Origin of the sequence: Actinoallomurus soli, from assembly GCF_024055715.1 — a bacterium.
Lineage (GTDB): Bacteria > Actinomycetota > Actinomycetes > Streptosporangiales > Streptosporangiaceae > Actinoallomurus > Actinoallomurus soli.
Genome location: NZ_JAMXMV010000033.1, coordinates 1 through 25,264, shown reverse-complemented (window position 1 = coordinate 25,264; position 25,264 = coordinate 1). Strand labels below are relative to the sequence as shown.

The following is a 25,264-nucleotide window of genomic DNA, read 5'->3' as shown; positions in this document are numbered from 1 at the left end:
GTTGCCCCCGCGCCGGGCGTGGCGGGTCAGTGTCCGGTCGGCGCGGTTCCGGACGGTGCCGGGCCGGTCGGCTGCGGCGCGCCCTTCGGATGCGAGGCGGCCTTCGTTCGTGTGCTCTTCGGCCGGGGCACGGGCCCGTCGAAGTACGTCTGGCCCGGCTTGAGCGACCGATCCCCGAACAGCTCGGGCACGGTCACGAACGTGAATCCGCGCCGGGACAGACCGGCCAGGATCTTCGGCACGGCATTCACCGTCGTCGGGTGGATGTCGTGCATCAGGATGATGTCACCCGGATGGGCCCAGGACACGGCGCGGTGCGCGACGATCGCCGAGTTCCGGTCGAGCCAGTCGTTCGTGTCGACGCTCCAGAGGATCTGCGCCATGTGCATGCCGCGCGCGACCACCGCCACCCGCCGGTTCGTCGCGCCGTACGGCGGCCGCATCAGGACGGTCCCGTGACCGGAGGCCCGGCGGATCTCACCGAGCGTGCGCGTCAGCTGGGACTTGATGGCACCGTCGGACAGCGAATCGAGCGACGGATGCGACCAGGTGTGGTCACCGATCACGTGCCCCTCGGCCAGTTCGCGCCGGACCAGCGCCTCACGGCCGCGGATGTTGCCGCCGATGAGGAAGAACGTCACCTTGACGTGCCGGGCGGCGAGCATGTCGAGCAGCTTCGCGGTGTACGGGCCAGGGCCGTCGTCGAACGTCAGCGCGATGCACTTGACCTTCCTGCAGTCGACCCGCGGCCTGGGCGCCGCCGCCTTGGCCCCCGGCGGCGAGGCGAGGTACCACAGACGCGCGGTGAGGTCGTCCGCCGGGCGCGCGGCGGGCCCGGCCGGCCCACCGCCCGCGGGACGCGACCTCGGCGGGCCGGGCGGCACGGCGGATCGTCCGGCCCGGGCCATGAGCCGCGCGGCGGGCCGGCCGGGCGCCGCCTGTGGGGCCGTACCTCCCGCGGTCGCGGGCGGCCGGCCCGTGGGGGCGGCGGAGTGGGCTCCGAGGCCGCTGAGCCAGCCCAGCCCGAGCACGGCCGCGACGACCACCATCGTCCTTCGGAGGGTCCTCGACGGGACGGTGACGCTCATCGGACCCCCGTTCGCGGCCTTCTGCGCGACATCGCGCACCTTAGTTCCCTATTTCTGTTGAGGTTCCATTGTCGGCCAAGTGCCGAAAAAGCATGGTGCCATCTTCGGGAACCCTGCACGATGGGTCGGCGTTGAAGACGTGACTAATCGCGCGATCCACCCATAAGCCAGCCATCTGTGACGGAGGCGGGGATCGCGACGGGCTCTGGGGAGGGCGTCCGATGAGGTGGGGCGATCGCTTCGGGATTCGCCGGTGGCGGGGTAACCGGGTGACGATTCTGGACCGGGAGGCGACGAACGCCGACATCGAGTCGCTGAGGGCCTTCGCCCGCAGCCGCAAGGGTGTGGAGTTCTACGTCGAGCCCGAGACCTTCGCGACCGACACCACCGCCGTGGCGATCGCCGCCGACGGCGAGTGGACCCGCCGCCGCGTCGGTTCACCGCAGGTCATCCGCAAGGTCGCCCGCGACCTGCGCCTCCCGGTGTACGACGTCCAGATCACCGGCTATCCGCAGCGGATGCGCGACTACAACGAGCGCCGCAAACGCCAGGGCGGCACCGCCTCCCTGTGACCGAGAGGCGACCGCGCCGGGCTCCGTCACGGGTACGCGTCACCGGTCACGCCTGGCCGTTCACCAGTGACCCGCGACTCGTCACCGGCCGCTGCTCACTCCGCACCGGTCACCCGTCACCGGTCACCGGTCACCGGTCACCGGTCACCGGTCACCAGCTTCCGCCGCCGCCTCCGCCGCCGCCGTCGCCCACGGACATCCCGCCGCCGCTGAAACTCGAGTCGCCACCGTAGTCGCCGCGGAGGAAGCCGCCGCTCCCACGGCTGCGGCCACGGGAGCTACGGGAGGTGACGGGCTGGGGCCACACGGCCGACAGCCCCTGAAGCAGGCCGACGACCACCGGCCGGTGCTTCCGCGGCCGGAGCGGCCTGTCGACCTCGAACCACCTCAGGCCGCCTGCCTGCGCCGGAGACGCCATCGCGTCACTCCAGCGCGCCGTCTCCCCGAACGCGATGGCGTACGGGAACGTGCGCGTCAGTTCGCCGGGGTCCCCGCTCGGCGGCTCGGCCGAGACGGCCTGCCGCCAGGCGCTCGCCAGCGCCTCCGCTCGCGCGCCGGACGCCCGGCGCGGCACCGTGTGTCCCATCAGCACGACCGCCGGCGCGATCACGATCGGCGTCAGGCTCACCCATCCCCCGCCCGCGAAGGCCGGTGAGGTGGCGGCGAGGCAGAGCAGGATCAGGCCGGCGATCCCGGCCGACCATGCCAGCAGCTTCGACTGGAGCGCCTGCGCCGACGGGGTCCTGCGGTACAGGCCGAGGTCGACGGGCGCCCGCTCGAGCACCTCGTAGAGCGGACGCTGCGGCGCCAGCGTCCAGACCCTGTCGAGGGAGACGGCCTCATCCCTTCTGAAGATCTCGTTGAGGAGCCGGCGTTCGACGCCGACCAGACCCCGTTCTGCGGCGTCTCCCGGGGTCAACCTCACTTCGTTCTCGCCCCAGGTCTGCCGTTCCGCCTTCAGATGGATGTGGCCTCTGACGGCCAGGTCGACCAAGGTGGCGGCGAGGGCGTGCCGATCCGTGCGCCAGCCCTTCGCGAGTACCGCGGCGACGCCGGGACGCATTCGCGAGTCGTCCGGGGGAAATCCCGAGACGTGGCCGTCCCGGCGTCCCAAGCCGAACCGGCGCCTCACACGGTACCGGCGTCCGAAGCCGGACCGGCGGCGCGGCAGGAACCACCAGGCGGCGATGACCAACAGGCCACCCGCGGCGGCGAGCCCCCACGTGGTGAAGCGCGTCATGGCGAACGGCGCGCTGACCGCCACGAGCCGGGGAGGGGCGACGGGCATCGCGTCCTGGAGGCCGAGACGGATGGTGACGCCGCTGTGAGCCGGCAGGAAGGCGGCGGAGAAGTCGGCGATCGCCCCCGTACGCGTGCCCGGGGGACACGGCGTCGTGCTGCCCTCCCGACCGGCGACACAGGCCACGCTCGTTATCAGGACGGGAGAGACGACTTTCACGTTCACCCGTGAGACCGGGACCTTCCAGGATGAACCGAGAGCGTTCCACGTCAGCGAGATTCCGTGGCCGTCATGGGTGAGCGCCCGATCGACGTCGTAGTCGATCCCATAGGTCTGCGTGCCGGTGACGGTCCGGTGCGGATCACCGATGCGCAGCTTCACCGTGCCGTCGTCGTCGCGGACCGTGGCCTCGCCCGCAGGGCCCTTCGGGCTGCTGACGCGGAACCCGCTGATGGGCATGAGCCGGCGGTGCCGGGCGTCATACCGTGAGCGCTCCGGGATCCAGCGGTCGATGCCGTGGTGCTCCCCTGGTCCGAAGACATAACGGATCTGCTCGGTCACGTGCAGCCCTCCGCCGGGCATCGGCGTCAGGATGACGGAGTAAGAGTCGATGTGCTCGGCCGCCTGGCCGGGCGCCGCGGCGTGAGCCGGCGTGCCCGGCACGGCCAGGAGAAGTGCCACGGCGGCTGCCGCCGCTGTTGCGATCCGTCTGATCATCGATCTCCCTTGATCCGCACGCGGAAACGCTATCGGTGCCTTGACGGAAGGAATGTGCTAGTTGAGCTATTTCATCCGTCTCGCCCCATGAGTGCGGACTGTGCGGTGGCCTCCCCCGGTGCACTTTTGTCCTTTTTGTTCATCGGAGAGCATCCTTCTTCCTTCTTGGGAAATACGTGCGCCCCTGCTCTGGGCAGCACATCCGCTCCCTTCCTGGGAGATACGCCGCGCACTCCCTGAGCAGCACGTCCGCCCCCTCCCTGAGCAGTACGTCCGCCTCCACTTCCTGGGCGACGCATCCACTTCCTGGGCGACGCATCCACTTCCTGGGCGACGCATCCGCTTGCTTGTTGCGCGATACGCCCGCTCGCCCCTTGCGGACAGCTCCGCCTGGCGGGCGCTGCCGGGTGTGAGACAGCACCCGCCAGGTGCCGGGCGCCTCGTGACGCGCCCGCGCTCCTCAGCTCGCCTCGTCGAGCTGCTCCGGGGTGATGTCGAGCGGCACGGACCAGGGCGGCAGGCCGCTGACGAACAGCTCGTGCAGCAGCCGGGCCATGGAGTAGTGCGGGTCGGCGGCCAGCGCCCGGTCCAGCGCCAGGTTGGCCAGCGCGCCCTCGCCCGCCCGCCAGGCCGCGAACGCCAGGAGACAGGCCGGCCCCGGCAGGTAGGGCTCGGCCACGCGCCGTACGACGTCACGCCAGAGCCGGATGTGCGCGCCGATCTCGCCGTCGTCGATGCGCACCCACGCCTCGTCGCGGACGCGGAGGTTGACCAGGAGCACCCCGAGCCAGGCGACCTCCTCGTCGGTGGGCGGGTCGCCGCCCGCCCGCGCGCGCTCGATGAGGAGCCGGACCAGCCGCACTCCCTCCTCGGCCACCCGCCGCGGCATCCGGCCACGTGTCGCCTGAGCCCGCGCCACGCCGACGCCGGCCCGACCGGACCCTCGACCGGCCGCGTCGTCCGCATCGGCCCCCCGGGCCCCGCCCCTGTCGATCCCGCCGACGTCGGCCGCACCCGGCCCTCCGCCACCCGCCTCATCCGTGTCGACCCCGCTGACGCGGACGCCGCCGCGGTCGATGCCGCCGGCTCCGCCGACACCGGTCCCGCCGACACCGGTCCCGCTGATGCCGGTCCCGCCGACACCGGTCCCGCTGATGCCGGTCCCGCTGATGCCGGTCCCGCTGATGCCGGTCCCGCCGGGGTCGGTCGTACCGGTCTTGGGCTCCAGATTCGTAGGGGTGCCGTCGGGGATCCCGTCGCCCGAGGTGACGGCGGCCTCGCCGGTCATGCCGCCGCTTCCGGTCGCGATCGCGGCGGCCCAGGAGGTTAGGCGGCGCTCGGCCCGGTCGGTGGCCTGCCGCATCGCCTCGCCGCCCACCGGCGCGATCATCCGCGCCAGCTCCTCACGGTCCGGGAGCGCGACCAGGCCCCCGGCGATGGCGGCCGCGGCCACCGCGCTGCCGCGCACGTCGACGAACGTGCCCTCCGGCGGGCAGCAGGCCGGGTCGGTGCACAGGTAGGACCAGTAGCGGCCGTCCTCGACGCGCAGCACCTCGCGGAGCCGTACGCCATCGCGGGTGAGGCGGTCGCCGACCCGCTCGACGACGGGCGTCACCCGCGCGCCCGGGCCGTAGCCGGTCAGGATGACGTCGGCGGGCCGGCGCCGGGTGATGAGCTCGGTGACGTGGTCGAGGAGAGCGTCGGAGGCGGTTAAGTCGAGCCGGATCGCGTATGCGCCGTCCGAGCCGCCACAGCACAGCACGACGACACTGTCGGTGGGGTGGAACCCGACGAGATAGGGGATGGCGGCGACGACGTCGGCGGGCGACCGGAGCCGCAATGTGTTCGACCTCATGCCCCGAGCCTCCCGTCCCCGGCATCTCCCCCGACAGCCCCGCCCGAGGATCTGTGGACAACTTCGCCGATCCGCTGGTTCGGCGGCACGATCCACGCGTTCGTCATCCGGAACCGCGTCTTCGCGCCGCGGTCACGGCTGCAGGACGCGGTCCAGCCGGGCCGGTCCTGACCGCGCATTCGCTCCACATCACTAGAAGACTGGGCATTGTGCGGCAGATGATGCGAGGGTTACTGAAAGGTTTCGTCTGCTTACGGTGGTGATCGTCGGCGAATGCGCACTCCCTACGACGACAGGCCATGGCTTCGTTATTACGCGGAAGGGGTCCCCGCCGACGTCGACGTGCCGGACGTGCCGCTCACCCGGCTGCTCGACGCGTCCGCCGACCGGTTCCCGGGCCATCGGGCGCTGGAGTTCCTCGGCCGTTCGATGACGTACGCCCGGCTCCGGGACGCGGTCGACCGCTTCGCGATGGCGCTGGCCCGGCTGGGCGTCCGTAAGGGCGACCGGGTCGCGGTCATCCTGCCCAACTGCCCGCAGGAGGTCATCGCCTTCTACGCGGTGCTGCGGCTCGGCGCGGTCGTGGTCCCCACCAACCCGCTGTACACCGCCTCTGAGCTGCGGTACCAGCTCGCCGACTCGGGGGCGCGTGTGGTCGTCGTCTTCGACAAGGCGTACGCGACGGTCCACGAGGCGGCGCCCGGCACGGCGGTCCAGCACGTCATCGTCACCTCTCTGCCCGACTACCTGCCCTTCGTCAAACGGGAGCTGCTCAAGCTCCCGCTGGCCAGGGCGCGCCGGCTGGCCGCCGAACTGAGCACGGAGGTGCCGGCGGAGGCGCCGGTCCTCTGGTTCGACGACCTGCTCAAGGAGACGGGCGAACCGCACCCGCAGGCGATGGTGGACCCGTTCCGTGACCTGGCCGTCCTGCAGTACACCGGCGGTACGACGGGACGGCCGAAGGGCGCGATGCTCACCCACCGCAACCTCGTCGCGAACGCGCTGCAGACCACGGCGTGGGATCCGGGGATCCGGCAGGGGCAGGACGTCGCCCTCGCCGTCGTGCCGCTGTTCCACGTCTTCGGCCTGACGTTCTGCCTGACGTGCACGATCCTGATCGGCGGAACGGTCGTGCTCGTCCCCCGCTTCGACCTCGAGCTGGTGCTGGACGCCGTCCGCAAGCACAAGCCGACGCTGTTCCCCGGCGTCCCGCCGCTGTTCCAGCAGCTCGCCGCCGCACCCGAGGCGAAGAAGGCCGGCGTGGGCTCGATCCGCACCTGCGTCTCGGGGGCGATGCGACTCGCCCGTACGACGGTCGACGCGTTCAAGACGGGGACGGGCGGCCACGTCATCCAGGGGTACGGGATGACGGAGACGTCGCCGGTGGTGATGGCCAACCCGCTCGACGGGAACGCCCGGCACGTGTCCGTCGGCACTCCCCTGCCCAGCACCGAGGCGCGGATCGTCGACGAGAACGATCCATCCCGCATCCTCCCGATCGGCTATCCGGGCGAGCTGCTGATCCGCGGCCCGCAGGTCTTCGCCGGTTACTGGAACCAGCCCACCGAGACCGCGGAGAGCCTGTCCCCCGACGGCTGGTTCCGTACCGGGGACATCGCGGTGATGAGCCCGGACGGCTACTTCACCCTCATCGACCGCAAACGGGACGTCATCATCGTCGACGGCTTCAACGTCTACCCCTCCGAAGTCGAAGCCGTCCTCCAGGCGCATCCGGCCGTGGAGGAGGCGGCCGTCGTCGGAGTGCCGGAGCCGGGCCACGGCGAGGCGGTCGCGGCGTACGTCATCCCGCGACAGGCCCACCGGCCGAGCCAGGACGAGCTGCGGGCCTACTGCGCGCAGCAGCTCATCGGGTACAAGGTGCCCACCTTCGTCGAGTTCCGTCCAGACCTGCCGCGCAACATGCTCGGCAAGGTCCTGCGCCGCGTCCTCCGCGAGGAGAACTCCCTGTCGTGAACTCCTCCGCCCTTCCAGCCGAATCGGGCACTCATGCTCCCCGGACGCGGCCGGCCGTCGCGTCCGGAGCGTCGTGTAGGCAGGCGGCCTGGTGCCGCAGGGCTGCCACCATCGCCTGCGCCTGGGCGGACGGGCGCGGCCGGGTCACGGCGACCGTCGCACGGCCGGGCCGGTACTCGTCGGCGACGGTCACGGCTCGTAACCGTTAGGACGACGGCCCACCGGGATCCCGGCGGGCCGTCGCGTGAGTCGTACGGAGGTCAGCCGTCGGAGTCCGACCCCGGGATGTACGCGCCCGGGACCTGGTCCGGCGCGTAGATCTTGGTGTCACCCGGGTACGGCTTGGTGAACCCGTGCGCCTCGTACCACGAGAAGCGGTTCATCTGCTCGGGGGGAGCGGAGTCGACCTTTGCGTTGGGACCGTTGAACGGCTGCTTGGACTTCCAGGCCTCCCACTTCGCCGCCACTGCCTGGTCGGCCGCCGGGACCTTCCCCGTCGGCGCGGGTGCGGCGTTCGGGTTCTGCGCCGCCGGGATGTCCGCGCCACAGGTCGGCTGGGTCGACAGACCCTGGGTCAGGGAGGTCCGGTTGGGCAGAGCGGTGAACGGTGTGTCGTCGGGCTTGTTGGTGAACGCCGCACGCATCGGGGTGGCGGCGCTGTCCTTCTGGTTCATCGGGTGGATCCCGAGGATCTGCTCGATGGTGCGGATCACCGCGATCTGGGAGTAGTAGTGGCTGTCGACGGTGCCGTGCTGGGCCCAGGGGCTGATGATCTGGATCGGGGCACGGTGGCCGTCGACGTGGTCGATGCCGGCCTGGGAGTCGTCCTCGAGCACGAAGATCGCGGAGTCCTTCCAGTACTTGCTGTGCGAGATCGTGTCGACCACCTTGCCGACGGCGAGGTCGTTGTCCGCGACCTGAGCCGGCCCGGTCGGCCCCCCACCGGTGTGGTCGTTGGGGAACCAGAACATGTTCAGGTTCGCCGGGCCGTTCTTGGCGAAGTCACGCTTCCAGATCTCGTACCGGTAGATGTCGGGGATGCTGAGGTCGCCTCCCGGGTAGCCGTGCACGGAGATGTCATCGAGCGACGGGATGTCCACGTTCGAGTACATGGGGTAGGCGGTGTTCTGCGCGGGGTTCGCCGCCATGTTCCTGGTGTCGCAGTACAGGTTCTGCCAGCTCGCGCTGGACGGCTTGTTGTTGGACTGCATCTGGTACTCACCGAAGTCCCGCGCGGTCTTGCCCGCCGCCTCCGCACCGGTCCAGATGAAGCCGCTCTTCTGGTGGCCGAGAACGTCGTTGTAGCTGTCGTAGCTGCGCGTGTACTCACCGGCCGAGGACTCGGTGTACTCCGGGTCGTCGGCCTGCATGAGCCAGCTGTGACCCTCGGCGGAGTTCGTGCCGATGTCGTAGGTGTTGTCGTACAGCCCGAACTGCTTGGCCAGCGCGTGCTGGTTCGGCGTCACGTTCTCGCCGTACTCGGTCAGCGTCGGGTCGCCGTTGCCTTCGGGCATGTCGCCGTAGACCTGGTCGTAGGTCCGGTTCTCCTTGACGAGCAGGAAGACGTGCTTGATGACCGAGGGGTCACCGAGCTTCACCGGGACCGGGACCGGCTTGGCGCCCTTGCCCTTGGCGTACCGCACCGAGTCGGGGGTCCAGCCGTTCTGCTTGAAGACCTGCTCCGTGTAGGTCCTGATGGCGCCGTCGCTCGGCAGTGCGAACCGCGTCAGGCTCGACGTCGTGTCGTGGGTGCTGTGCCTGCTGGTGTTGCGCAGGGCGTCGATACCCCGGGTGTTGGAGATCACCACATCGTCGCCGGCGGTGGTGACCTCCGACGGGAAGTAGTCCGTCGGGAGCAGGCCGATGTAGCCGACCGGCTCCAGCGGCTTCGTGTAGCGGTAGACGGCGACCGCGTTGGCGCGGCCGAGCGTCACCAGCAGGTGGCCGTCGTCGGTGAGCGTCACCGCGGTGGGCTCGTAGCCGACCGACGCCTCCGGCCACGGCTGGGTGGCGATGGTCTGGACGACCTTGTCCTTGGCCGTGTCAATGACCGACACGTTGTCGGACGCGGTGTTGGTGACGAACACCGCACCGTTTCTGGCGTACACGGAGGTCGGGTGCAGACCCACGTCGATGCTCGCGGCGGCGGCCGTCGGGTTCGCCAGGTCGATGACGCTGACCGTGCCGGTGGTGGAGGAACCGGTGAACGGGTCGGCCGGCACCTGGGTGCCGTAGGAGTTCATCGTGGTCTCGGCCCGGGCGGTCGAGTCGCTGATGTCCCAGCCGCTGAGCTGAAGGAGCGAGTCACCGTAGTTCGCGGTGACGTTCAGCCGGTAGTAGCGGTACGCGGTGGTGTTGTCGAAGGTGTAGCTGTTGGTGAGGTACCGCGAGTCGAAGCGCTGCCCCGTCCGCTTGTCCAGGTCGGTCCAGGCACTGCCGTCGTTCGACCCCTGCAGGGTGAAGTCCTTGGGGTCGCGGCCCGGCGAGTCGTTCGCGGAGGTCAACGAGTACTGCACCACCGCCTCGGGCTTGGCCAGCTGATAGGTCACCCAGCCGGTCGGCTGGCGCGCCAGCCACTTGGTCGACGGATCGTGGTCCTTGAGGTTCACGGCGACTTCGTTCGGCGGGTTCTCGCCGCTCGCGGTGACCGTGCCGACCTGGTCGAGCAGGCTGCCGGGCATGGGCTTGGCCGGGCGGCCGCCCTCGTTGCCGACGTAGAGCCTGTTCCCGACCTTGACCATGCCACGCGGGGCGGTGCCCACGGTCCAGCTCTGCTGAATGGCCCCGGTGGCCGCGTCGAGGGCGACCACGCGGTTCTGGCCGTTGACGGCGACGTACACGGTCTTGCCGTCGGCAGAGAAGACCGGCTCGGCCGACAGCGCGTGCTTCGAGCCCTGCGCGGCGATGCTGATGTTCGTCGGGTCGGCGAGGCTGCCGTCCGAGTTCACGGTGAACTTGGTGTAGCCGTCGATCCGGCCCAGCCACAGCTGTGAACCGTCGGGCGAGTACGTCGGGCCTTCCTGGCCCACGTCGCCGCCGGAGATGCGCAGATCCGACTGTGCGTTGTCGCCGACGTACTGCTGCACCTTGTAGTTCTTCAGGTCCACGATGGCGAGCACCTGCCCACCGTCGGTGAGCGAGGCCGCGAGGTGGGTGCCGTCCGGGCTGACCGAGGATGACATGATCTTGCCATTTGGTATGACCAGACGTCGGCCGATCGGCTTGATGTACTGGTCGTCGGAAACGACCTGGCCCTGGTCGGTGGTCTGGCCGACCTGTTGGGTGCCGAACTGCGTTGTCGAGGCGTACGAGACCCCTGCGCTGGCGATGGCGAGAGCCGCGGCGCCGACCGCCACCAGGCGAATCCGGCCACCTGTGAAACGCCGGAAGAGCCCTTGAGGGGCCTTTACGACGCGCTGGCGCGTTACCTGCATGAATGATTCCTTTGTAGTACGTGAGCGCCGGTCGACGTTCTTGTCGAGCGGCCGCGAAAAAAGAGGTGGGGTGCGCCCCCGGTCCGAGCAGGTACTTGGCGTGCGTCACCGACGCCGGCGGTACGACCCGCGTCGTGCCCGCGCAGTGCGGCCAGGGCCGAGAGGTTCCCCGCGCGGTGGGCGCGGACAGAGCCCGGGTCCGTCCACGAAGCCGGCGACGCCGCCGGGGACGACGAGCGTCCTCCCGGCCGGCGTGCCCAGGATCTCGAGGCTGCCGTCGTCCTCGACCGCAAGCCCGGTAGCCGACCGAAGAGCGTCGTCCACTGCCCGTGCCGTTCGGGCCGACCAGGCAGTGGACCTACCCGCTCGCCACGTCGAGGTCGACGTCGTCGAGGGCGACCATCTCACCGTAGGACTCGCTGATCCCGCCGCCCCGGACTGCAGGGCTCCTGTGCATGCCGGTCTCCCTTGGCTCGATCTTCAGTAAGGAAAGCTAAAGATCGCGGTTTGCCTTAGGAAGGCGCACAGTCAAACATTGGACATCTGACGCTAAACCGGTCGATACGGTGCGGAACACGTAGACATGCCATGTAACACGACAACCCTGGATTGGTCTCCCGGCCACGCCTGCCGCTCCGGCCTGGGCCGCGGTCCGTGACGACACCCAGATCGCCGTTCAGGCCCCGCCCTCCTTCACCGTCCCTGAGGGCTCTCCGTTGGGAGTCTCCGCCGGCGCCCCACAGGGTCCGGCTCAGCCCGCGGAGTCGAGGCGGCGCAGGGCGGCCTTGACCGTGGCGGAGTCGAACGTCGTCCAGAACGGCGGCAGCGACGACCGCAGGAACGTGCCGTAGCGTGCCGTGGCCAGCCGCGGGTCCAGGATCGCGACGACCCCGCGGTCGGTCATCGACCGCAGCAGGCGTCCGGCGCCCTGCGCGAGCAGCAGTGCGGCATGCGTCGCGGCGACGGCCATGAAACCGTTCCCGCCGTGCGCGGCGACGGCCCGCTGCCGGGCCGAGGACAGCGGGTCGTCGGGGCGCGGGAAGGGAATGCGATCGATCACGACCAGCCGGAGCGACGGCCCCGGCACGTCGACGCCCTGCCAGAGGGACAGCGTGCCGAACAGGCAGGTCGGCTCGTGCTCGGTGAACTGCTTGATGAGCTGGGAGGTGGAGTCGTCCCCCTGACACAGCAGCGGATGGGTGAGGCGGCCGCGCAGCGCCTCGGCGGCCTGCTTGGCGGCCCGCATCGAGGAGAACAGGCCGAGAGTGCGGCCCCCGGCGGCCTCGATCAGCTCGGTCAGCTCGGTGAGGTACGCCTCGGGCAGCCCGTCGCGGCCCGGCTGCGGCAGGCTCCGCGCGATGTAGAGGATCCCGCTGCGGGCGTGGTCGAACGGCGACCCGACGTCCAGGCCCGACCACCGCAGCGGCCGCTCCCCGCCGTCCTTCTTCACCGGCTCCGCGCCGTCCTTCTTCACCGGCTCGTCGCCCTCGGGCGGCTCGGCCGCCTCCGCCGCTCCGTCCGCCGCCGTGCCGAGCGGCGGCAGGCCCCACTGCCGGGCGAGCGGCTCGAACGACCCGCCGAGCGAGAGGGTCGCCGACGTCAGCACGGTCGTACGGCGGCCGAACAGCCGCTCGCGCAGCAGGCCGCCGACGCCCAGCGGCGCGACGCGGAGCGCGGTGGGCCGCCGGGAGTCCTCGGTGAAGGGACGGTCCAGCCAGACGACGTCGTGCCGGGAGGCCAGGTCGGTCTCGAACGTCTCCAGGAGCCGCCCGGCCGTGTCGTGGATCTCCTCCAGCGCCGTCAGGGCGGCGCGGCCGGCGCCGAGCCGCTCGGCGTCGTCCTCGGCGGTCTTGAGGGTGGTGCGCAGGGCCGTCATGCAGCCGTACGAGGCGTCGCGGATGGACAGGAGGACCCCGCCGAGGGCCTGCGGCAGGACGTCCATGCGACCCGCCGCGGTGTCGGCGAGGATCGGCTGCAGCGCCTCGCCCGCCTCCTTGAGCCGGTCGGCGAGATCGTCCTCGATGAGCCGGCCGCAGCGGCGCGCGGCGAACTCCACGGCCGATGCGGACAGCTCCGCGGTGGCCACCGAGGTCACCCGGTCGACGAGCTCGTGCGCCTCATCGATGATCGCGACGTCGTGCTCGGGGAGGACCTGGAACTCCTCCAGCGCGTCGATGGCCAGCAGCGCGTGGTTGGTGACGACGACGTCGGCCTCTCCGGCCTTGTCGCGGGCGCGCTCGGCGTAGCACTCGGTGCCGAACGGGCAGCGCTGCGCTCCCAGGCACTCGCGGGCGCTCACGGCGACCTGGCGCCACGCCTGCTCGGAGACCCCGGGGACGAGCTCGTCCCGGTCGCCGGTCTCGGTCGTCTCGGCCCACTCGTGGATGCGCTGCACCTGCCGCCCCGTCGCGGACACCGACTGCGCGTCGAACAGGATCTCGTCGGGGTCGTCGGGCTCGTCCACCTGCATCCGGTGCAGGCAGAGGTAGTTGCGGCGGCCCTTGAGGATCGCGAACACCGGCTCGCGGCCGAGCAGCGGCGTCAGCGACTCGGCCAGGCGCGGCAGGTCCCGCTCGACGAGCTGGCGCTGCAGCGCGATCGTCGCCGTGGAGACCGCGACGCAGGCGTTCTCGGCCACCGCGTGGCGGACGGCGGGGACGAGGTAGGCCAGGGACTTCCCGGTGCCGGTGCCCGCCTGAACCGCCAGATGCTCGCCCGACGCGATGGCGTGGGCGACGGCCTCGGCCATCTTGACCTGTCCCGGCCGCTCGGCGCCGCCGACGCCGGCGACCGCGGCGGCGAGAAGGTGCCCGACGTCGGGAACGTCGGTCTTTTCCGGGGAGTCGAGGAGGTCTTCGGCCACCCGGTCAACGCTACCGGGCGCCCATGACCGCTCGCCCCCGACAGCCACGCTTTGCCCGGTGACCTCAGCCGCCTCCGAGCGGCCGCCGGCGATCCGGACAGCCCGGATCGCCGAGCCCGGCCGACCGGATGCGGTCAGACCCGCTCCGCCAGCACGAGCGCCAGGAGGCCGGGGAACGCCTGGTCGAACTCGGCCCGGCGGAGGCGGTTGAACCGGCGTGGCCCCTCGTCGCGCTGCTCGATCAGCCCGGCGGCGCGCAGCACGGCGAAGTGGTGGCTCCGGGTCGCCTTGGACACCGGCAGGTCGAAGGTGCCGCAGGCGCGGGTCCAGTCGGGCCGCCCGGCGAGTTCGCGGAGGATCGTCCGGCGGACGGGGTCGGCGACCGCGTCCAGGGCGTCCTGGAGCGGCACCTCGGACGGATGGCGATGCGTCAGCCCGCGGGCGCGCGCGGACGGCCCGCGTGCCTCAGTGTTCGATTCTCGTCGTACACTCATGTGGTCGACCTCCATCGAACACTTTAGGCGAGGAGTCATGGTGATCAGGCACACCGACCCGGCGTACGGCCCGGACGCGCGCAACCGTCTGCCCGAGACCGCCGACCCGTCTCCCACGGGGGCGTACGCGGCGCTGGAGTCCTTCTACTACGCGCTCAACAACCGCGACGCGCAGGCGCTTCGGGAGGACTGGAGCGACCACCCGCTCGCCCAGCTCAACAACCCGCTCGGCGGCGTCCTGCGCGGAGGCGACGCGGTCGCCGGGCTGTACGAGAAGATCTTCACCGGCCCGGTGCGCGTGGAGGTCACCTTCGGCGACGTGGTGGAGTACGTCGGCGCGGACCACGCGGTGTTCGCGGGGCGCGAGGTCGGGACGTACACCGGACCGGACGGCGTGCCGGTCCCCCTGCGGATCCGGACGACCCGTTACTTCCGCTACGAAGACGGCCGCTGGCGCCAGTTCCACCACCACGGCAGCATCGACGACGCGGAGGCCCTGGCGGCCTACCAGCGCGCCGTGACGGGCTGACCCGGCCGCCAGGGCGGGGTCGCCCGCCCTGGCGACGCCTCGGGCCGCCGGTGGCGAGGCCGCCGGCATCGGCCGCCCGCGCCAGGCCCGGTACCGGCCGTCCGCGGACGCGAGGGTCAGGCGCGGCGGGTGGCCAGGAACTCGCCGAGCCTGCCGATCGCCTCTTCGAGGTCGTCGGCGTGCTGCAAGGTGACGATCCGGAAGTGGTCGGTGGACGGCCAGTTGAAGCCGGTGCCCTGGACGACGAGGATCTGCCGGCTCTCCAGCAGGTCCAGCACGAAGCGCTGGTCGTCCTCGATGGGGTAGACCTCCGGATCCAGACGCGGGAAGACGTACAGCGCGCCCGAGGGCTTGGCGCAGCTGACGCCGGGGATCTCGTTGAGGAGCCGCCAGGCGCGGTCCCGCTGCTCGCGCAGCCGGCCGCCGGGCAGCACGAGGTCCCTGATGCTCTGGTGGCCGCCGAGCGCGGCCTGGATGGCGTGCTGGCCCGGAACGTTCGGGCACAGCCGCATGTTGGCGAGCATGTCCAGGCCCTCGATGTAGGACTCGGCGTGGTCCTTGGGCCCGGAGACGACCATCCAGCCGGAACGGAACCCGCAGACGCGGTACGCCTTGGACAGGCCGGAGAAGGTGAGGGACAGCACGTCCGGGGCGAGCGGCGCGATCGAGACGTGCTCGGCGCCGTCGTACAGGATCCGGTCGTAGATCTCGTCGGCGAGGATCAGCAGCCCCCGCCGCCGGGCCAGCTCGGCCACGCCCTGCAGCAGCTCGCGGGAGTAGACCGCGCCGGTCGGGTTGTTCGGGTTGATGATCACGATGGCCTTGGTGGCCGGTGTGATCTTCGCCTCGATGTCCGCGAGGTCGGGCATCCAGCCCTGGTCCTCGTCGCAGAGGTAGTGGACCGGCGTGCCGCCGCAGAGGGAGACCGCCGCCGTCCACAGCGGGTAGTCCGGGGCCGGGATCAGCACCTCGTCGCCGTTGTTCAGCAGCGCCTGCAGGGCCAGGACGATCAGCTCGGACACGCCGTTGCCGAGGTAGACGTCGTCGACGCCGACTCCCGGGAACCCCTGCTGCTCGTAGTGCTGCACGACCGCCCGGCGGGCGGACAGGATGCCCTTGGAGTCGCTGTAGCCGTGCGCCATCGGCAGGTTGCGGATGACGTCCTGGAGGATCTCGTCGGGGGCCTCGAATCCGAACGGCGCGGGGTTGCCGATGTGCAGCTTGAGGATCTGGTGGCCCTGGGCCTCCAGCTGCATGGCCCGCTTCAGGACCGGGCCCCGGATGTCGTACAGGACGTTGGCGAGCTTGTCCGACTGGCTGACCTGCATGGGGACACCTTAACGAAGCCTCCCCGGCCCCGTCGTCGGGATTATCGCCGTGCGGGCGCGCCGCCCGCCGGGCCGGGGACCGCGACCGGCCTCCCTTGGACGTCACGTCCAATAGTGTGACGGGCGCAACAAACAATCAGGCTTGATTGCATGTTTCTCCGCGCCTACCGTCGACAATGTGTCAGTGAGCAGCCGCCAACGTGACGGGCAGGTCGCCCGCCGCGCTCCCCGCACCCAGGAGGAGCGACGGGTGGAGACGCAGACCCGCCTGCTGGACGCCACCGTGGAGTGTCTCGCCGAGCTCGGCTGGTCCGGGACCTCGACGACCGAGGTCGCCCGCCGCGCCGGCGTCTCGCGGGGCGCGCAGCAGCATCACTACCCCACCAAGATGCTGCTGGTCGGAGCCGCGCTCGAGCACCTCCTGGAGCGACAGCGGCTGGCGTTCGAGCAGGCGTTCGCCGCCCTGCCGGCGGAGCGCCGCAACGTGGAGGGCGCGCTGGACCTGCTGTGGGAGACCTTCCGTCAGGCTCCCGCGCTGGCCCTCATGGAGCTCGCGATGGCCGCGCGCACCGACGTGACGCTGCGCGAGCTGAGCATCGACATCAACGAGCGGATCATCGCGGTCATCCTCGAGGTGTTCCAGCGGCTCTTCCCCGAGTCGGTGGACGAGGAGACCGCGGGCACGCTCATCCGAGCCGTGTTCGCCATGTTCGTCGGGCTCACGTTGCAGAACTCCCTGGACGACGACGCCCACGGCCGCCAGGCGGCGGTGCTCGGCCGAATCAAGGCGCTGGCCCGCCTGCTCATCCCGGATCCCGCGTGAGGGAGAGAGTCATGTCCAATCCCCCGAGCAAGACCCTGGACGAAGAGATCCACGCGAAGGTCGAGGACCGTGCGGCCTACACCGGTGTGATCAAGCGCCTGTCGAAGGCGTCGGTCGACAAGCACTGGGACGCCTACGCCGACATCCCCTGGGCCGACCCGGACTTCGCGGTCGACCCGGACGACCCCCGCTGGATCCTGCCGTCCATCGACCCCCTGGGCCGTACGGAGTGGTACCGCTCGCAGCCGCCGGAGGTGCAGTCCCGGATCGGCCTGTGGCGCGTGGCCACGATGATGAAGATCGGCCTGCAGTTCGAGAACCTGCTCAAGCGTGGCCTGCTGAACTACGCCTACCGGCTGCCGAACGGCTCCCCCGAGTTCCGCTACGTCCTGCACGAGACGAGCGAGGAATGTCAGCACGCGATGATGTTCCAGGAGTTCGTCAACCGGACGAAGATGCCGATCCGCGGCATGCCCAGGGCCCTGGACGCCCTGTCCCAGATCGCTCCGCACATCCCGCGGATCTCGACGGAGCTGTTCTTCATCTTCGTGCTGGGCGGCGAGGACCCCATCGACTACGTCCAGCGCAAGACGGTCAAGAACGGCGAGGCGAGGCATCCGCTGCAGGAGACGATCATGCGGATCCACATCGCCGAGGAGGCGCGGCACATCTCGTTCGCCCGCCACTACCTGCGGCACCGCGTGCCCACGATGCCCGCCCCGCGTCGCCGCGCGCTGTCCGTGGCCACCCCGCTGATCCTCGGCGTGATGGCGCGGATCATGCTCGCTCCTCCGGGCCCGATGGTCCGGTACTTCGACATTCCGAAGGACGTCGTCCGCGAGGCGTACGGCGCGGAGGACTGGACGGAGGAGTTCAAGAACTGCGTCGCGAAGATCCGCGACCTCGCGGCCGAGCTCGGCCTGCTCAACCCTGTCAGCAAGCGGGTGTGGAAGGCCGTGGGCCTCTGGGACACGCCGACCTCGCGCCGGGCCCGAGCCGCCCGCTGAGAACCCTGCAAGGAGTCCCACATGCCCTCCCGGATCGCCATCGTCACCGGCGGAGCCTCCGGCATCGGCCGGGCCATCGCGGCCGCCCTCGCGGCGCGCGGTGACATCGTGACCGTCGCCGACATCGACGTCGCCGGGGCCGAGAAGGTCGCGGCCCGGCTGTCGGAGCGCGCGCCGGCCACGGCCGCCGAACTGGACGTGACCGACGCCGGCGCGGTCGCCGCGCTCTACCGGTCGGTCCGGGAGGAGCACGGCCGCCTGGACCTGGTGTTCAACAACGCCGGCATCGCCGTCGGCGGCCTCACCGAGGAGATGACCCTCGACCACTGGAACCGCACGATCGACGTCAACCTGCGCGGCGTCGTCCACGGCGTGCACGCGGCGTACCCGATCATGCTGGAGCAGGGGCACGGCCACATCGTGAACACCGCGTCGCTGGCCGGCCTCGTGCCCGCCCCGCTGATGCTGCCCTACACCACCACCAAGCACGCGGTCGTCGGGATGAGCCTGGCGCTGCGCGCGGAGGCCGCGAGCCGCGGCGTCCGGGTCAGCGTGATCTGCCCGGGGTTCGTCGACACGCCCCTGCTCGACAACGCCAACCCGGATCTGCCGGCGACCGAGACCGGCAGGAACGCCCGGCGGGCCGCGCAGCAGGTGCAGCGCAGGCTCTACTCCGCCTCCGCCCTGGCCCGCGACGTGATGCGCGGGATCGACCGGAACGACGCGCTCATCGTCGCGCCGGCGTCCGGCCGGGCGGCCTGGCGGGGCGCGCGGCTGTCGCCCCGGGCGGCCGTCCGCATCGCGGGCCTGAGCGTACGGCGCATGCGCGCGTTCGGCGGCTGAGAACCGCCGGCCGCCGGGGCCGGGCCTACGGTGGCGCGGACCCGGCGGCTGAGGTCCGTCCGCTGGGACCTGGGCCTGCGGCGCGGCGTCCGCCTATGGCGCGACGCACCCCGATTGCGCGGCGCGGACCCACCGGATGGGGGCGGTCCGCGCCGGCGTACGGCGCGGGGCCGGGCGTGCCGGGGCCGTACGCGGGAGCCGCTCACTGTCTGCGCCCGGCCGGGAGCTCCTCGATCGGCGGCGTCGGCACGCGCGGATAGTGCAGGTCGAACGCCGGCCGCTCGGAGCGGATCCGCGGGATCGAGGTGAAGTTGTGCCGCGGCGGCGGGCACGAGGTGGCCCACTCGAGGGAGTTGCCGAAGCCCCAGGGGTCGTCGACTCCCACGTGCGGTGCCTTCCGCCAGGTCAGGTAGACGTTGTAGATGAACACGAGCGTGGACAGCCCCAGCAGGAACGCGCCGAGGCTGGAGACCAGGTTGAGCGCGGTGAAGATCCGCGAGTAGTCGGCGTAACGGCGCGGCATTCCCTCGGCGCCGAGCCAGTGCTGGATCAGGAACGTCGTGTGGAAGCCGATGAACAGCATCCAGAAGTGGATCTTCCCCAGCAGGTCGTTGAGCATCTTCCCCGTCATCTTCGGCCACCAGTAGTAGAACCCGGCGAACATCGCGAACACCACCGTGCCGAACAGCACGTAGTGGAAGTGCGCCACGACGAAGTAGGAGTCGTTGAGGTGGAAGTCCAGTGGCGGTGACGCGAGGATAACGCCGGTCAGGCCGCCGAACAGGAAGGTGACGAGGAAGCCGATCGACCACAGCATCGGCGACTCGAAGGACAGGTGCCCGCGCCACATCGAGCCGACCCAGTTGAAGAACTTCACCCCGGTCGGGATGGCGATCAGATACGTCATGAAGGAGAAGAACGGCAGCAGCACCTGCCCCGTCGGGAACATGTGATGCGCCCAGACCGTCGCCGACAGGCCGGTGATCGCCATCGTCGCGCTGACCATGCCGACGTACCCGAAGAGCGGCTTCCTGGCGAAGACCGGGATGATCTCGGTCACGATGCCGAAGAACGGCAACGCGACGATGTAGACCTCCGGATGACCGAACCACCAGAACAGGTGCTGCCAGAGCATGGCCCCGTTGACCTGCGGGTCGAACACGTGTGCGCCGAGTTTGCGGTCCGCCAGCAGCACGAGCAGCGCCGCCGCCAGGACGGGGAAGGCCAGCAGGACGAGGATGGCGGTGAACAGGATGTTCCACGTGAAGATCGGCATCCGGAACATCGTCATGCCCGGCGCCCGCATGCAAACGATCGTCGTGATGAAGTTGACCGAGGTCAGGATGGTTCCGAGCCCGGACAGGACGAGACCCATGATCCACAGATCGGGCCCGAAGCCGGGGGTGCGGATGACGCTGTTCAACGGCGCGTAGGCGTACCAGCCGAAGTCCGCGGGCCCGCTCGGGATGAACCCGGACGCCAGCACCATGAGCCCGCCGAAGAGGAACGCCCAGTAGCTGAACATGTTCAACCGCGGGAACGCGACGTCCGGCGCTCCGATCTGCAGCGGCATGATCACGTTGGCGAACCCGGCGAACAGCGGGGTGGCGAACAGCAGCAGCATGATCGTGCCGTGCAGCGTGAACAGCGTGTTGTACTGCTGATTGCTGACGAACTGCAGGCCGGGGTGCATGAGCTCGGCGCGGATGAGCATCGCCATCAACCCGGCGATCAGGAAGAAGATGAACGAGGTCGTCAGATACAGATAACCGATCACTTTGTGATCGGTTGATGACACCCAGTTAACAAGAGTGTGGCCCTTCGAACGGGGCCGGGACGGTTTAGCCGCGGTCGGTGGCGTACGCCCAAGTAGGACCATTGAAGGTCTCCCCTGCCCTCAGGCACCGCCGTCTTCCACTATCAGCCGTCGCTCCGCCATCCGCAAGACGCCGCCGGTCGCCTCCGCCATCCGCGAGAGCGGCGTTCGATGTCCGATTGTGGCCCTCAGTTCCCGAATTACGCATCTATTTCATAACGACTCTTGATTCACGCCGGTCCCACCGAAATCCTCGCGTCGCGGCGTTCCCCTACGCCGCTCACGAAAGGACTGGTGGATGTCCCGAGACGGACGACGCCGCGTGCTGACGGCCGCGGCCGTGGCCCTGCCGCTTCTCGCGGCGGGCCTGTCGGCCACGACCACCGCACAGGCGAACGACCGGAAAACGGTCGCCGGCACCCGCCCCACGTGGGCGCACGCCTCCGCCGACCGCGGCAAGACCAATGACGATCAGCGGCTGGACGCGAGGATCTGGCTGGCGGGCAAGGACCCGAAGGGCCTGGACGCGTACGCCGAGGCGGTCTCCACGCCCGGCGGCCCGCTGTACCGCAGATTCCTCAGTCCGGCCGACTTCGACAGCCGCTTCGGCCCCACGGACGCGCAGAAGAACGCCGTGAAGTCCTGGCTGACCTCCGCGGGCCTGACGGTCGACGCGGTCAACAGCCACTACGTTCACGTCACCGGGCGCGTGTCCCAGGCCAAGAAGGCGTTCGGCACCGACTTCCACAACTACGCCGCCCAGCACACGATCGTGCGGGCACCGGCCGGCGAGGCGACCGTCCCCGCCTCGGTCGCCTCGGCCGTGCGCACGATCACCGGCCTGGACAGCGCCAAGCACGTCCGGGTGGTCGGCGACACGCTGCCCCCGCCCGAGCCCAACTACTGGGTCGCCCAGCCGTGCGAGCAGTACTACGGCCAGAAGATCGCCACCAAGCAGCCCAAGGCGTACGGCAAGCACCAGCCGTACGCGATGTGCGGTCTGCTCCCCAAGCAGCTGCGCGGGGCGTACGGCGCCACGTCGAGCGGCCTGACCGGCAAAGGCGCGACGGTCGCGATCGTCGACGCCTACGCGGCGCCGAAGATGCTCGAGGTCTCGAACACCTTCTCCAAGAAGTACGGTGAGCGGCCGTTCGCCCAGGGCCAGTACCGCGAGGTCCTGCCCGCGACGTTCGACCAGGTCGACGAGTGCGGGGCGTCCGGCTGGTACGGCGAGGAGGCCCTCGACGTCACGGCCGTGCACGCGGTGGCGCCCAAGGCCAAGGTCGTCTACGTCGGCGCGCAGAACTGCCTCGACACCGGCCTCGACGACGCCATGCTGAACATCGTCGACCACCACCTGGCCGACATCGTCAGCAACTCCTGGGGCGACCTGTCGGAGCACTACGACGCCTCGATGATCCAGGCCGAGGAGTCGATCTACAAGCAGGCCGCCATCGAGGGCATCGGCTTCTACTTCTCGACCGGTGACTGCGGCTATGAGGTGCCGGGCACGCCCTGCCAGGCGCGCTACGGCAACGCCGGGTCCACGAAGCGCCAGACGGACATGCCGGCCTCCGACCCGTGGGTGACCGCGGTCGGCGGCACGACCCTCGCGGTCGGCAAGCGCAACGACTACAAGTTCGAGACCGGCTGGAACTTCACCACCGACAGCCTGTCCGCGGACGGCAAGACGTGGAGCCCGGCGCCTCCCGGCCACTACCCGGACAACTACGCGGGCGGTTCCGGCGGCGGCACCAGCGAGCTGTTCACCCAGCCCGGCTACCAGCGGGCGGTCGTGCCGTCGTCACTGAGCCGTACGCTGCCGGACGGGTCGAAGGCGGCCAAGCCGATGCGCGTCATCCCGGACATCTCGGCCGTGGCGGACTCCACGACCGGCATCCGGTACCCGGAGTGGGCGCAGCTGCCGGACGGGTCGTACGGCTACGCGGAGAGCCGCGTGGGCGGCACGAGCCTCGCCTGCCCGGTCATCGCGGGCCTGCAGGCGCTCGCCCAGCAGCGCCAGGGCGGCGCGCCGATCGGCTTCGCCAACCCGGCGATCTACCTGCGGGCGAACAAGGGCCTCCTGCACGACGTGACCGACACCCCGCTCGGCAAGAAGAACCCGGTGGCGTTCGTGCGGACGAACTACACCGACCCGTACGCCAAGCAGGGTCCGCTGGTCTACGTCCTGCGCACCACCGGCAACTACGGCATCCCCAAGGGTGACGCGCTGCCCGCGGTCCGCGGCTACGACAGCATCACCGGCGTCGGCACCCCGACGGCGAAGTACCTGCTGTCCTACCGGTTCTGACCGGTCACAGCCGGCCCTAGACGGCCGGCGAACCGGGGGCCGGGTGCGCACGCGCACCCGGCCCCTTCGCGTCGAGTGCGGAGCCCGCCGTCAGGCGAGGTGATCCCCGGCGGGCGCGGGGGCCAGGAAGGCGGAGATCTGGGCGGCGCCGGTGCGCTCCAGCCAGGTGGCGAAGTCCATCGCGGCCGGGTGGATCCGCCGGGTGGCCGCGATGTCGGCACGGTAGCCGCGTTCGTTGAGCCATTCGTTGGCGTAGGCGAAGTCCTCGCTCACGGCCCGGATCGTCTCGATCGGGATCTGGACGTAGGGCAGCGGTGTGCCGAGTGCCTCTCCGACGGCCGCGGCGACCTGAACCGGCGTGAGCTCGTCGGCGGCCAGGGACACCTCCCGGCCGATCCATTCCCCGGGGTGTGAGAACGCCAGCTCCGCGATGAAGCCGACGTCGTCGACGGCCATGAGCTGCTGCGCCGTGTCCGGTGCGAGCCCGGTGGCCAGGTTCCCGCTCTGCAGCGCGTATCCGCCGGTGAAGTTCTCCATGAACGAGACCGGACGCAGGATCGTCGCGGGCAGGCCGAGGTGGGCGATGTGCTGCTCGATCCGCCACTTGCTGACCAGGTTCACCGGCACCCTCTCGGTGAGGTGGCGGTCCGCGCCGGCGACCGACGTGAAGACCAGGTGCCCGACGCCGGCGGCGTGCGCGGCCTCGGCGACGTTCACGCCCCAGCGCACCTCGTCCTCGGTGGTGAAGTCCGGTGCGGTGCCGGGCGAGCCGACCGTGGGCTGGACGCTGAACAGCCCCCAGGCGCCCTCGGCCGCGATGGTCAGGGAATCGACGTCCTCCATCTGCGCCCGCACCACCTGCGCCCCGGCCCGCGCCAGCGCTCGTGCCCGTGTCCCGTTCGGGTCACGGGTGAGCGCACGCACCCGCCAGCCGCCGCGGAGCAGGTGGCGTGTCACGGCCCCGCCCTGCAGACCGGTCGCTCCCACCACCACGACGGTCCTGTTCGTCGGCGTCACTGTCTCTCCCTCGCGTCCAGAAGAGGACCGTTTCCGTTAACCGGGGTGGTCCTCCATTTATGGTTGGCTACGATATGGAGGACCACCCCGGTTATCAAGTCGCCAGGAGCCCCCGTGCCCAAGGACGCCGCCGCCGTGCCGCCCCGGCAACGGATGCGCGCCGACGCCCGCCGTAACGTCGACCGGATCATCGCCGCCGCCGGAGCCGTCATCGCCGAGCACGGCGCCGACGCCTCCCTGGAGGAGGTCGCCCGCCGCGCCGGGGTCGGCTCGGCCACCCTGCACCGGCACTTCCCCTCCCGCCAGGCGCTCCTGGAGGCGGTCTTCAGAGGCCGGGTGGAGGCTCTCTGCGCGAAGGCCGACGACCTGCTCTCCGACCCCGATCCGGGAGAGGCCCTGTTCGCCTGGCTCCGGGCGGTCGGCGCACACGCCGTGGCCAACCGGGGGCTGGGGGCATCATTGATGCGCGGCGACCCGGCGTTGGGCAGCGGCTGCCACGACATGGTCATCGACGCGGGCGACGCCCTGCTGGCCCGCGCCAGAGCGGCGGGCGTCGTGCGGCCCGGGATCGCCATCACCCATCTGCTGAAGCTCGTCAGCGCCATCGCCCTGGCCACCGAGCACGAACCCGACGGCCCGGCCGAAGCGGACCGCATGCTGGCGATCGCCATCGACGGCGTACGCGCGTCGTAAGCCCGGCAGCGGTGGGTTCGTCGCCGTGGTCTCGGACCTCGGCGCCGCCCCACTGGCGCCGGCACCGCGCGTCCGGACCCTCTCGGGCGGTTCGGGCGACGTTAGGCTGCGCGCATGGCCGACATCGATGATCTCCCCAGGTACCGCGTGCTCACCGGCCCGGACGACGATTCCTTCTGCCGGCGGGTCAGCGAGGCACTCGACCTGGGCTACGAGCTCCACGGCTCTCCCGCGGTGACGTTCAACGGCGACCAGGTGATCGTCGCTCAGGCCCTGGTACGCCCGGCGGACACCGGCGCTCGCTGAATCCTGATCACCGGCGTCCGCCGCCGTCCTGCAGGCGGCGGACGCCGATGATCACGGATCCGCTCAGGCTCGGATGACGGAGCGGAGGTGCTCGCGGGCGTCGTGCATCTCCGGCAGGCCGGCCCAGCGGCCGGACAGGCGGTAGACGTCGGCGATGTGGGCGCCCACCCGGGCGGAGGAGATGAGCGGCGCGATGCGGGCGAGCGCGGTCATGCGGTCCGCGGCCATGGGCGCGTCGCCGGCCCTCAGCGCCGCCTCGACCTCCCACGCCTGGTAGGCGACGAACAGGAGGGTGGAGCACTGCGCGCCGAGGCGGACGGCCTCGGTGATGGCGGCGCGGGCGCCGTCGTGCTC

At 70.8% G+C, this 25,264-nt stretch carries 20 protein-coding genes; 9 read left to right on the top strand and 11 right to left on the bottom strand.

Going from position 1 to position 25,264, the window contains the following annotated elements; translation table 11 throughout:
• Positions 1-26 precede the first annotated feature (26 nt).
• Complete coding sequence (locus NDW01_RS39660; RefSeq protein ID WP_252829692.1) at positions 27-1,127, bottom strand: polysaccharide deacetylase family protein; 1,101 nt, start codon at positions 1,125-1,127, stop codon at positions 27-29.
• Positions 1,128-1,309: 182 nt separating this feature from the next.
• Between NDW01_RS39660 and NDW01_RS39655 the strand changes: the two genes are divergently transcribed.
• Positions 1,310-1,660 (top strand): hypothetical protein, encoded by a 351-nt coding sequence (locus tag NDW01_RS39655; RefSeq protein ID WP_252829691.1) that lies wholly within the window; start codon positions 1,310-1,312, stop codon positions 1,658-1,660.
• Positions 1,661-1,811: 151 nt separating this feature from the next.
• Here NDW01_RS39655 and NDW01_RS39650 read toward each other — a convergent pair whose 3' ends face one another.
• Positions 1,812-3,617: a DUF2207 domain-containing protein gene (locus NDW01_RS39650; RefSeq protein ID WP_252829690.1), complete on the bottom strand. Its 1,806-nt coding sequence runs from the start codon at positions 3,615-3,617 to the stop codon at positions 1,812-1,814.
• A 460-nt stretch (positions 3,618-4,077) separates the two neighbouring features.
• Positions 4,078-5,472 (bottom strand): DUF4192 domain-containing protein, encoded by a 1,395-nt coding sequence (locus tag NDW01_RS39645; protein ID WP_252829689.1) that lies wholly within the window; start codon positions 5,470-5,472, stop codon positions 4,078-4,080.
• A 273-nt stretch (positions 5,473-5,745) separates the two neighbouring features.
• Here NDW01_RS39645 and NDW01_RS39640 point away from each other — a divergent pair, with 273 nt between their 5' ends.
• Entirely contained in the window at positions 5,746-7,446 is a 1,701-nt protein-coding gene (locus tag NDW01_RS39640) for an AMP-binding protein (RefSeq protein WP_252829688.1), read from the top strand.
• A 31-nt stretch (positions 7,447-7,477) separates the two neighbouring features.
• Here the strand turns inward: NDW01_RS39640 and NDW01_RS39635 are convergent, their stop codons facing one another.
• The 4 genes from NDW01_RS39635 to NDW01_RS39620 form a co-directional block, all read right to left on the bottom strand.
• Positions 7,478-7,639, bottom strand: a complete 162-nt coding sequence (locus NDW01_RS39635) for a hypothetical protein (RefSeq protein ID WP_252829687.1) — start codon at positions 7,637-7,639, stop codon at positions 7,478-7,480.
• 67 nt (positions 7,640-7,706) lie between these two features.
• Positions 7,707-10,880 carry an alkaline phosphatase family protein gene (locus tag NDW01_RS39630; protein WP_252829686.1) on the bottom strand — a complete coding sequence of 1,058 codons (3,174 nt, stop codon included), beginning with the start codon at positions 10,878-10,880 and terminating at the stop codon, positions 7,707-7,709.
• Positions 10,881-11,631: 751 nt separating this feature from the next.
• A complete protein-coding gene (locus NDW01_RS39625) occupies positions 11,632-13,743 on the bottom strand; it encodes an ATP-dependent DNA helicase (RefSeq protein ID WP_252829685.1) in 2,112 nt (703 codons plus the stop codon).
• Positions 13,744-13,877: 134 nt separating this feature from the next.
• Positions 13,878-14,237, bottom strand: coding sequence for an ArsR/SmtB family transcription factor (locus NDW01_RS39620; protein WP_252829684.1), 360 nt, complete (start codon positions 14,235-14,237; stop codon positions 13,878-13,880).
• Between the two features lie 37 nt (positions 14,238-14,274).
• Here NDW01_RS39620 and NDW01_RS39615 point away from each other — a divergent pair, with 37 nt between their 5' ends.
• Positions 14,275-14,766, top strand: a complete 492-nt coding sequence (locus tag NDW01_RS39615; RefSeq protein ID WP_252829683.1) for a YybH family protein — start codon at positions 14,275-14,277, stop codon at positions 14,764-14,766.
• 116 nt (positions 14,767-14,882) lie between these two features.
• Here NDW01_RS39615 and NDW01_RS39610 read toward each other — a convergent pair whose 3' ends face one another.
• Positions 14,883-16,094: a pyridoxal phosphate-dependent aminotransferase gene (locus NDW01_RS39610; protein WP_252829682.1), complete on the bottom strand. Its 1,212-nt coding sequence runs from the start codon at positions 16,092-16,094 to the stop codon at positions 14,883-14,885.
• 184 nt (positions 16,095-16,278) lie between these two features.
• Here NDW01_RS39610 and NDW01_RS39605 point away from each other — a divergent pair, with 184 nt between their 5' ends.
• From NDW01_RS39605 to NDW01_RS39595, 3 genes are read left to right on the top strand one after another with little or no spacing between them, the layout of a single operon-like run.
• Positions 16,279-16,917, top strand: a complete 639-nt coding sequence (locus NDW01_RS39605) for a TetR/AcrR family transcriptional regulator (protein ID WP_252829681.1) — start codon at positions 16,279-16,281, stop codon at positions 16,915-16,917.
• 11 nt (positions 16,918-16,928) lie between these two features.
• Positions 16,929-17,924 carry an AurF N-oxygenase family protein gene (locus NDW01_RS39600; RefSeq protein WP_252829680.1) on the top strand — a complete coding sequence of 332 codons (996 nt, stop codon included), beginning with the start codon at positions 16,929-16,931 and terminating at the stop codon, positions 17,922-17,924.
• A 21-nt stretch (positions 17,925-17,945) separates the two neighbouring features.
• Positions 17,946-18,767 (top strand): SDR family NAD(P)-dependent oxidoreductase, encoded by an 822-nt coding sequence (locus NDW01_RS39595; protein WP_252829679.1) that lies wholly within the window; start codon positions 17,946-17,948, stop codon positions 18,765-18,767.
• Between the two features lie 202 nt (positions 18,768-18,969).
• On the opposite strand, the gene ctaD is transcribed toward NDW01_RS39595, so the two are convergent.
• The gene (ctaD, locus tag NDW01_RS39590; protein ID WP_252829678.1) at positions 18,970-20,646 is read right to left on the bottom strand and encodes an aa3-type cytochrome oxidase subunit I; all 1,677 of its coding nucleotides are present in this window, start codon (positions 20,644-20,646) and stop codon (positions 18,970-18,972) included.
• Between the two features lie 235 nt (positions 20,647-20,881).
• Between ctaD and NDW01_RS39585 the strand changes: the two genes are divergently transcribed.
• Entirely contained in the window at positions 20,882-22,894 is a 2,013-nt protein-coding gene (locus tag NDW01_RS39585; protein ID WP_252829677.1) for a S53 family peptidase, read from the top strand.
• Positions 22,895-22,984: 90 nt separating this feature from the next.
• Here NDW01_RS39585 and NDW01_RS39580 read toward each other — a convergent pair whose 3' ends face one another.
• Entirely contained in the window at positions 22,985-23,911 is a 927-nt protein-coding gene (locus NDW01_RS39580; RefSeq protein WP_252829676.1) for an NmrA/HSCARG family protein, read from the bottom strand.
• Between the two features lie 114 nt (positions 23,912-24,025).
• On the opposite strand from NDW01_RS39580, the gene NDW01_RS39575 reads away from it, so the two are divergent.
• Entirely contained in the window at positions 24,026-24,604 is a 579-nt protein-coding gene (locus tag NDW01_RS39575) for a TetR/AcrR family transcriptional regulator (RefSeq protein WP_252829675.1), read from the top strand.
• A gap of 114 nt (positions 24,605-24,718) precedes the next feature.
• Entirely contained in the window at positions 24,719-24,910 is a 192-nt protein-coding gene (locus NDW01_RS39570) for a DUF1737 domain-containing protein (protein WP_252829674.1), read from the top strand.
• 63 nt (positions 24,911-24,973) lie between these two features.
• Here the strand turns inward: NDW01_RS39570 and NDW01_RS39565 are convergent.
• Positions 24,974-25,264: hypothetical protein (locus tag NDW01_RS39565; protein WP_252829673.1), on the bottom strand; the 291-nt coding region annotated here is incomplete at its 5' end.

Coding starts and splice junctions, on each gene's coding strand:
- NDW01_RS39615 (WP_252829683.1), top strand. CDS start 14,275: ATGGTGATCAGGCACACCGACCCGGCGTACGGCCCGGACGCGCGCAAC.
- NDW01_RS39640 (WP_252829688.1), top strand. CDS start 5,746: ATGCGCACTCCCTACGACGACAGGCCATGGCTTCGTTATTACGCGGAA.
- NDW01_RS39655 (WP_252829691.1), top strand. CDS start 1,310: ATGAGGTGGGGCGATCGCTTCGGGATTCGCCGGTGGCGGGGTAACCGG.
- NDW01_RS39630 (WP_252829686.1), bottom strand. CDS start 10,880: ATGCAGGTAACGCGCCAGCGCGTCGTAAAGGCCCCTCAAGGGCTCTTC.
- NDW01_RS39620 (WP_252829684.1), bottom strand. CDS start 14,237: ATGAGTGTACGACGAGAATCGAACACTGAGGCACGCGGGCCGTCCGCG.
- NDW01_RS39645 (WP_252829689.1), bottom strand. CDS start 5,472: ATGAGGTCGAACACATTGCGGCTCCGGTCGCCCGCCGACGTCGTCGCC.
- NDW01_RS39610 (WP_252829682.1), bottom strand. CDS start 16,094: ATGCAGGTCAGCCAGTCGGACAAGCTCGCCAACGTCCTGTACGACATC.
- NDW01_RS39650 (WP_252829690.1), bottom strand. CDS start 3,617: ATGATCAGACGGATCGCAACAGCGGCGGCAGCCGCCGTGGCACTTCTC.
- NDW01_RS39600 (WP_252829680.1), top strand. CDS start 16,929: ATGTCCAATCCCCCGAGCAAGACCCTGGACGAAGAGATCCACGCGAAG.
- NDW01_RS39570 (WP_252829674.1), top strand. CDS start 24,719: ATGGCCGACATCGATGATCTCCCCAGGTACCGCGTGCTCACCGGCCCG.
- NDW01_RS39595 (WP_252829679.1), top strand. CDS start 17,946: ATGCCCTCCCGGATCGCCATCGTCACCGGCGGAGCCTCCGGCATCGGC.
- NDW01_RS39585 (WP_252829677.1), top strand. CDS start 20,882: ATGTCCCGAGACGGACGACGCCGCGTGCTGACGGCCGCGGCCGTGGCC.
- ctaD (WP_252829678.1), bottom strand. CDS start 20,646: ATGGTCCTACTTGGGCGTACGCCACCGACCGCGGCTAAACCGTCCCGG.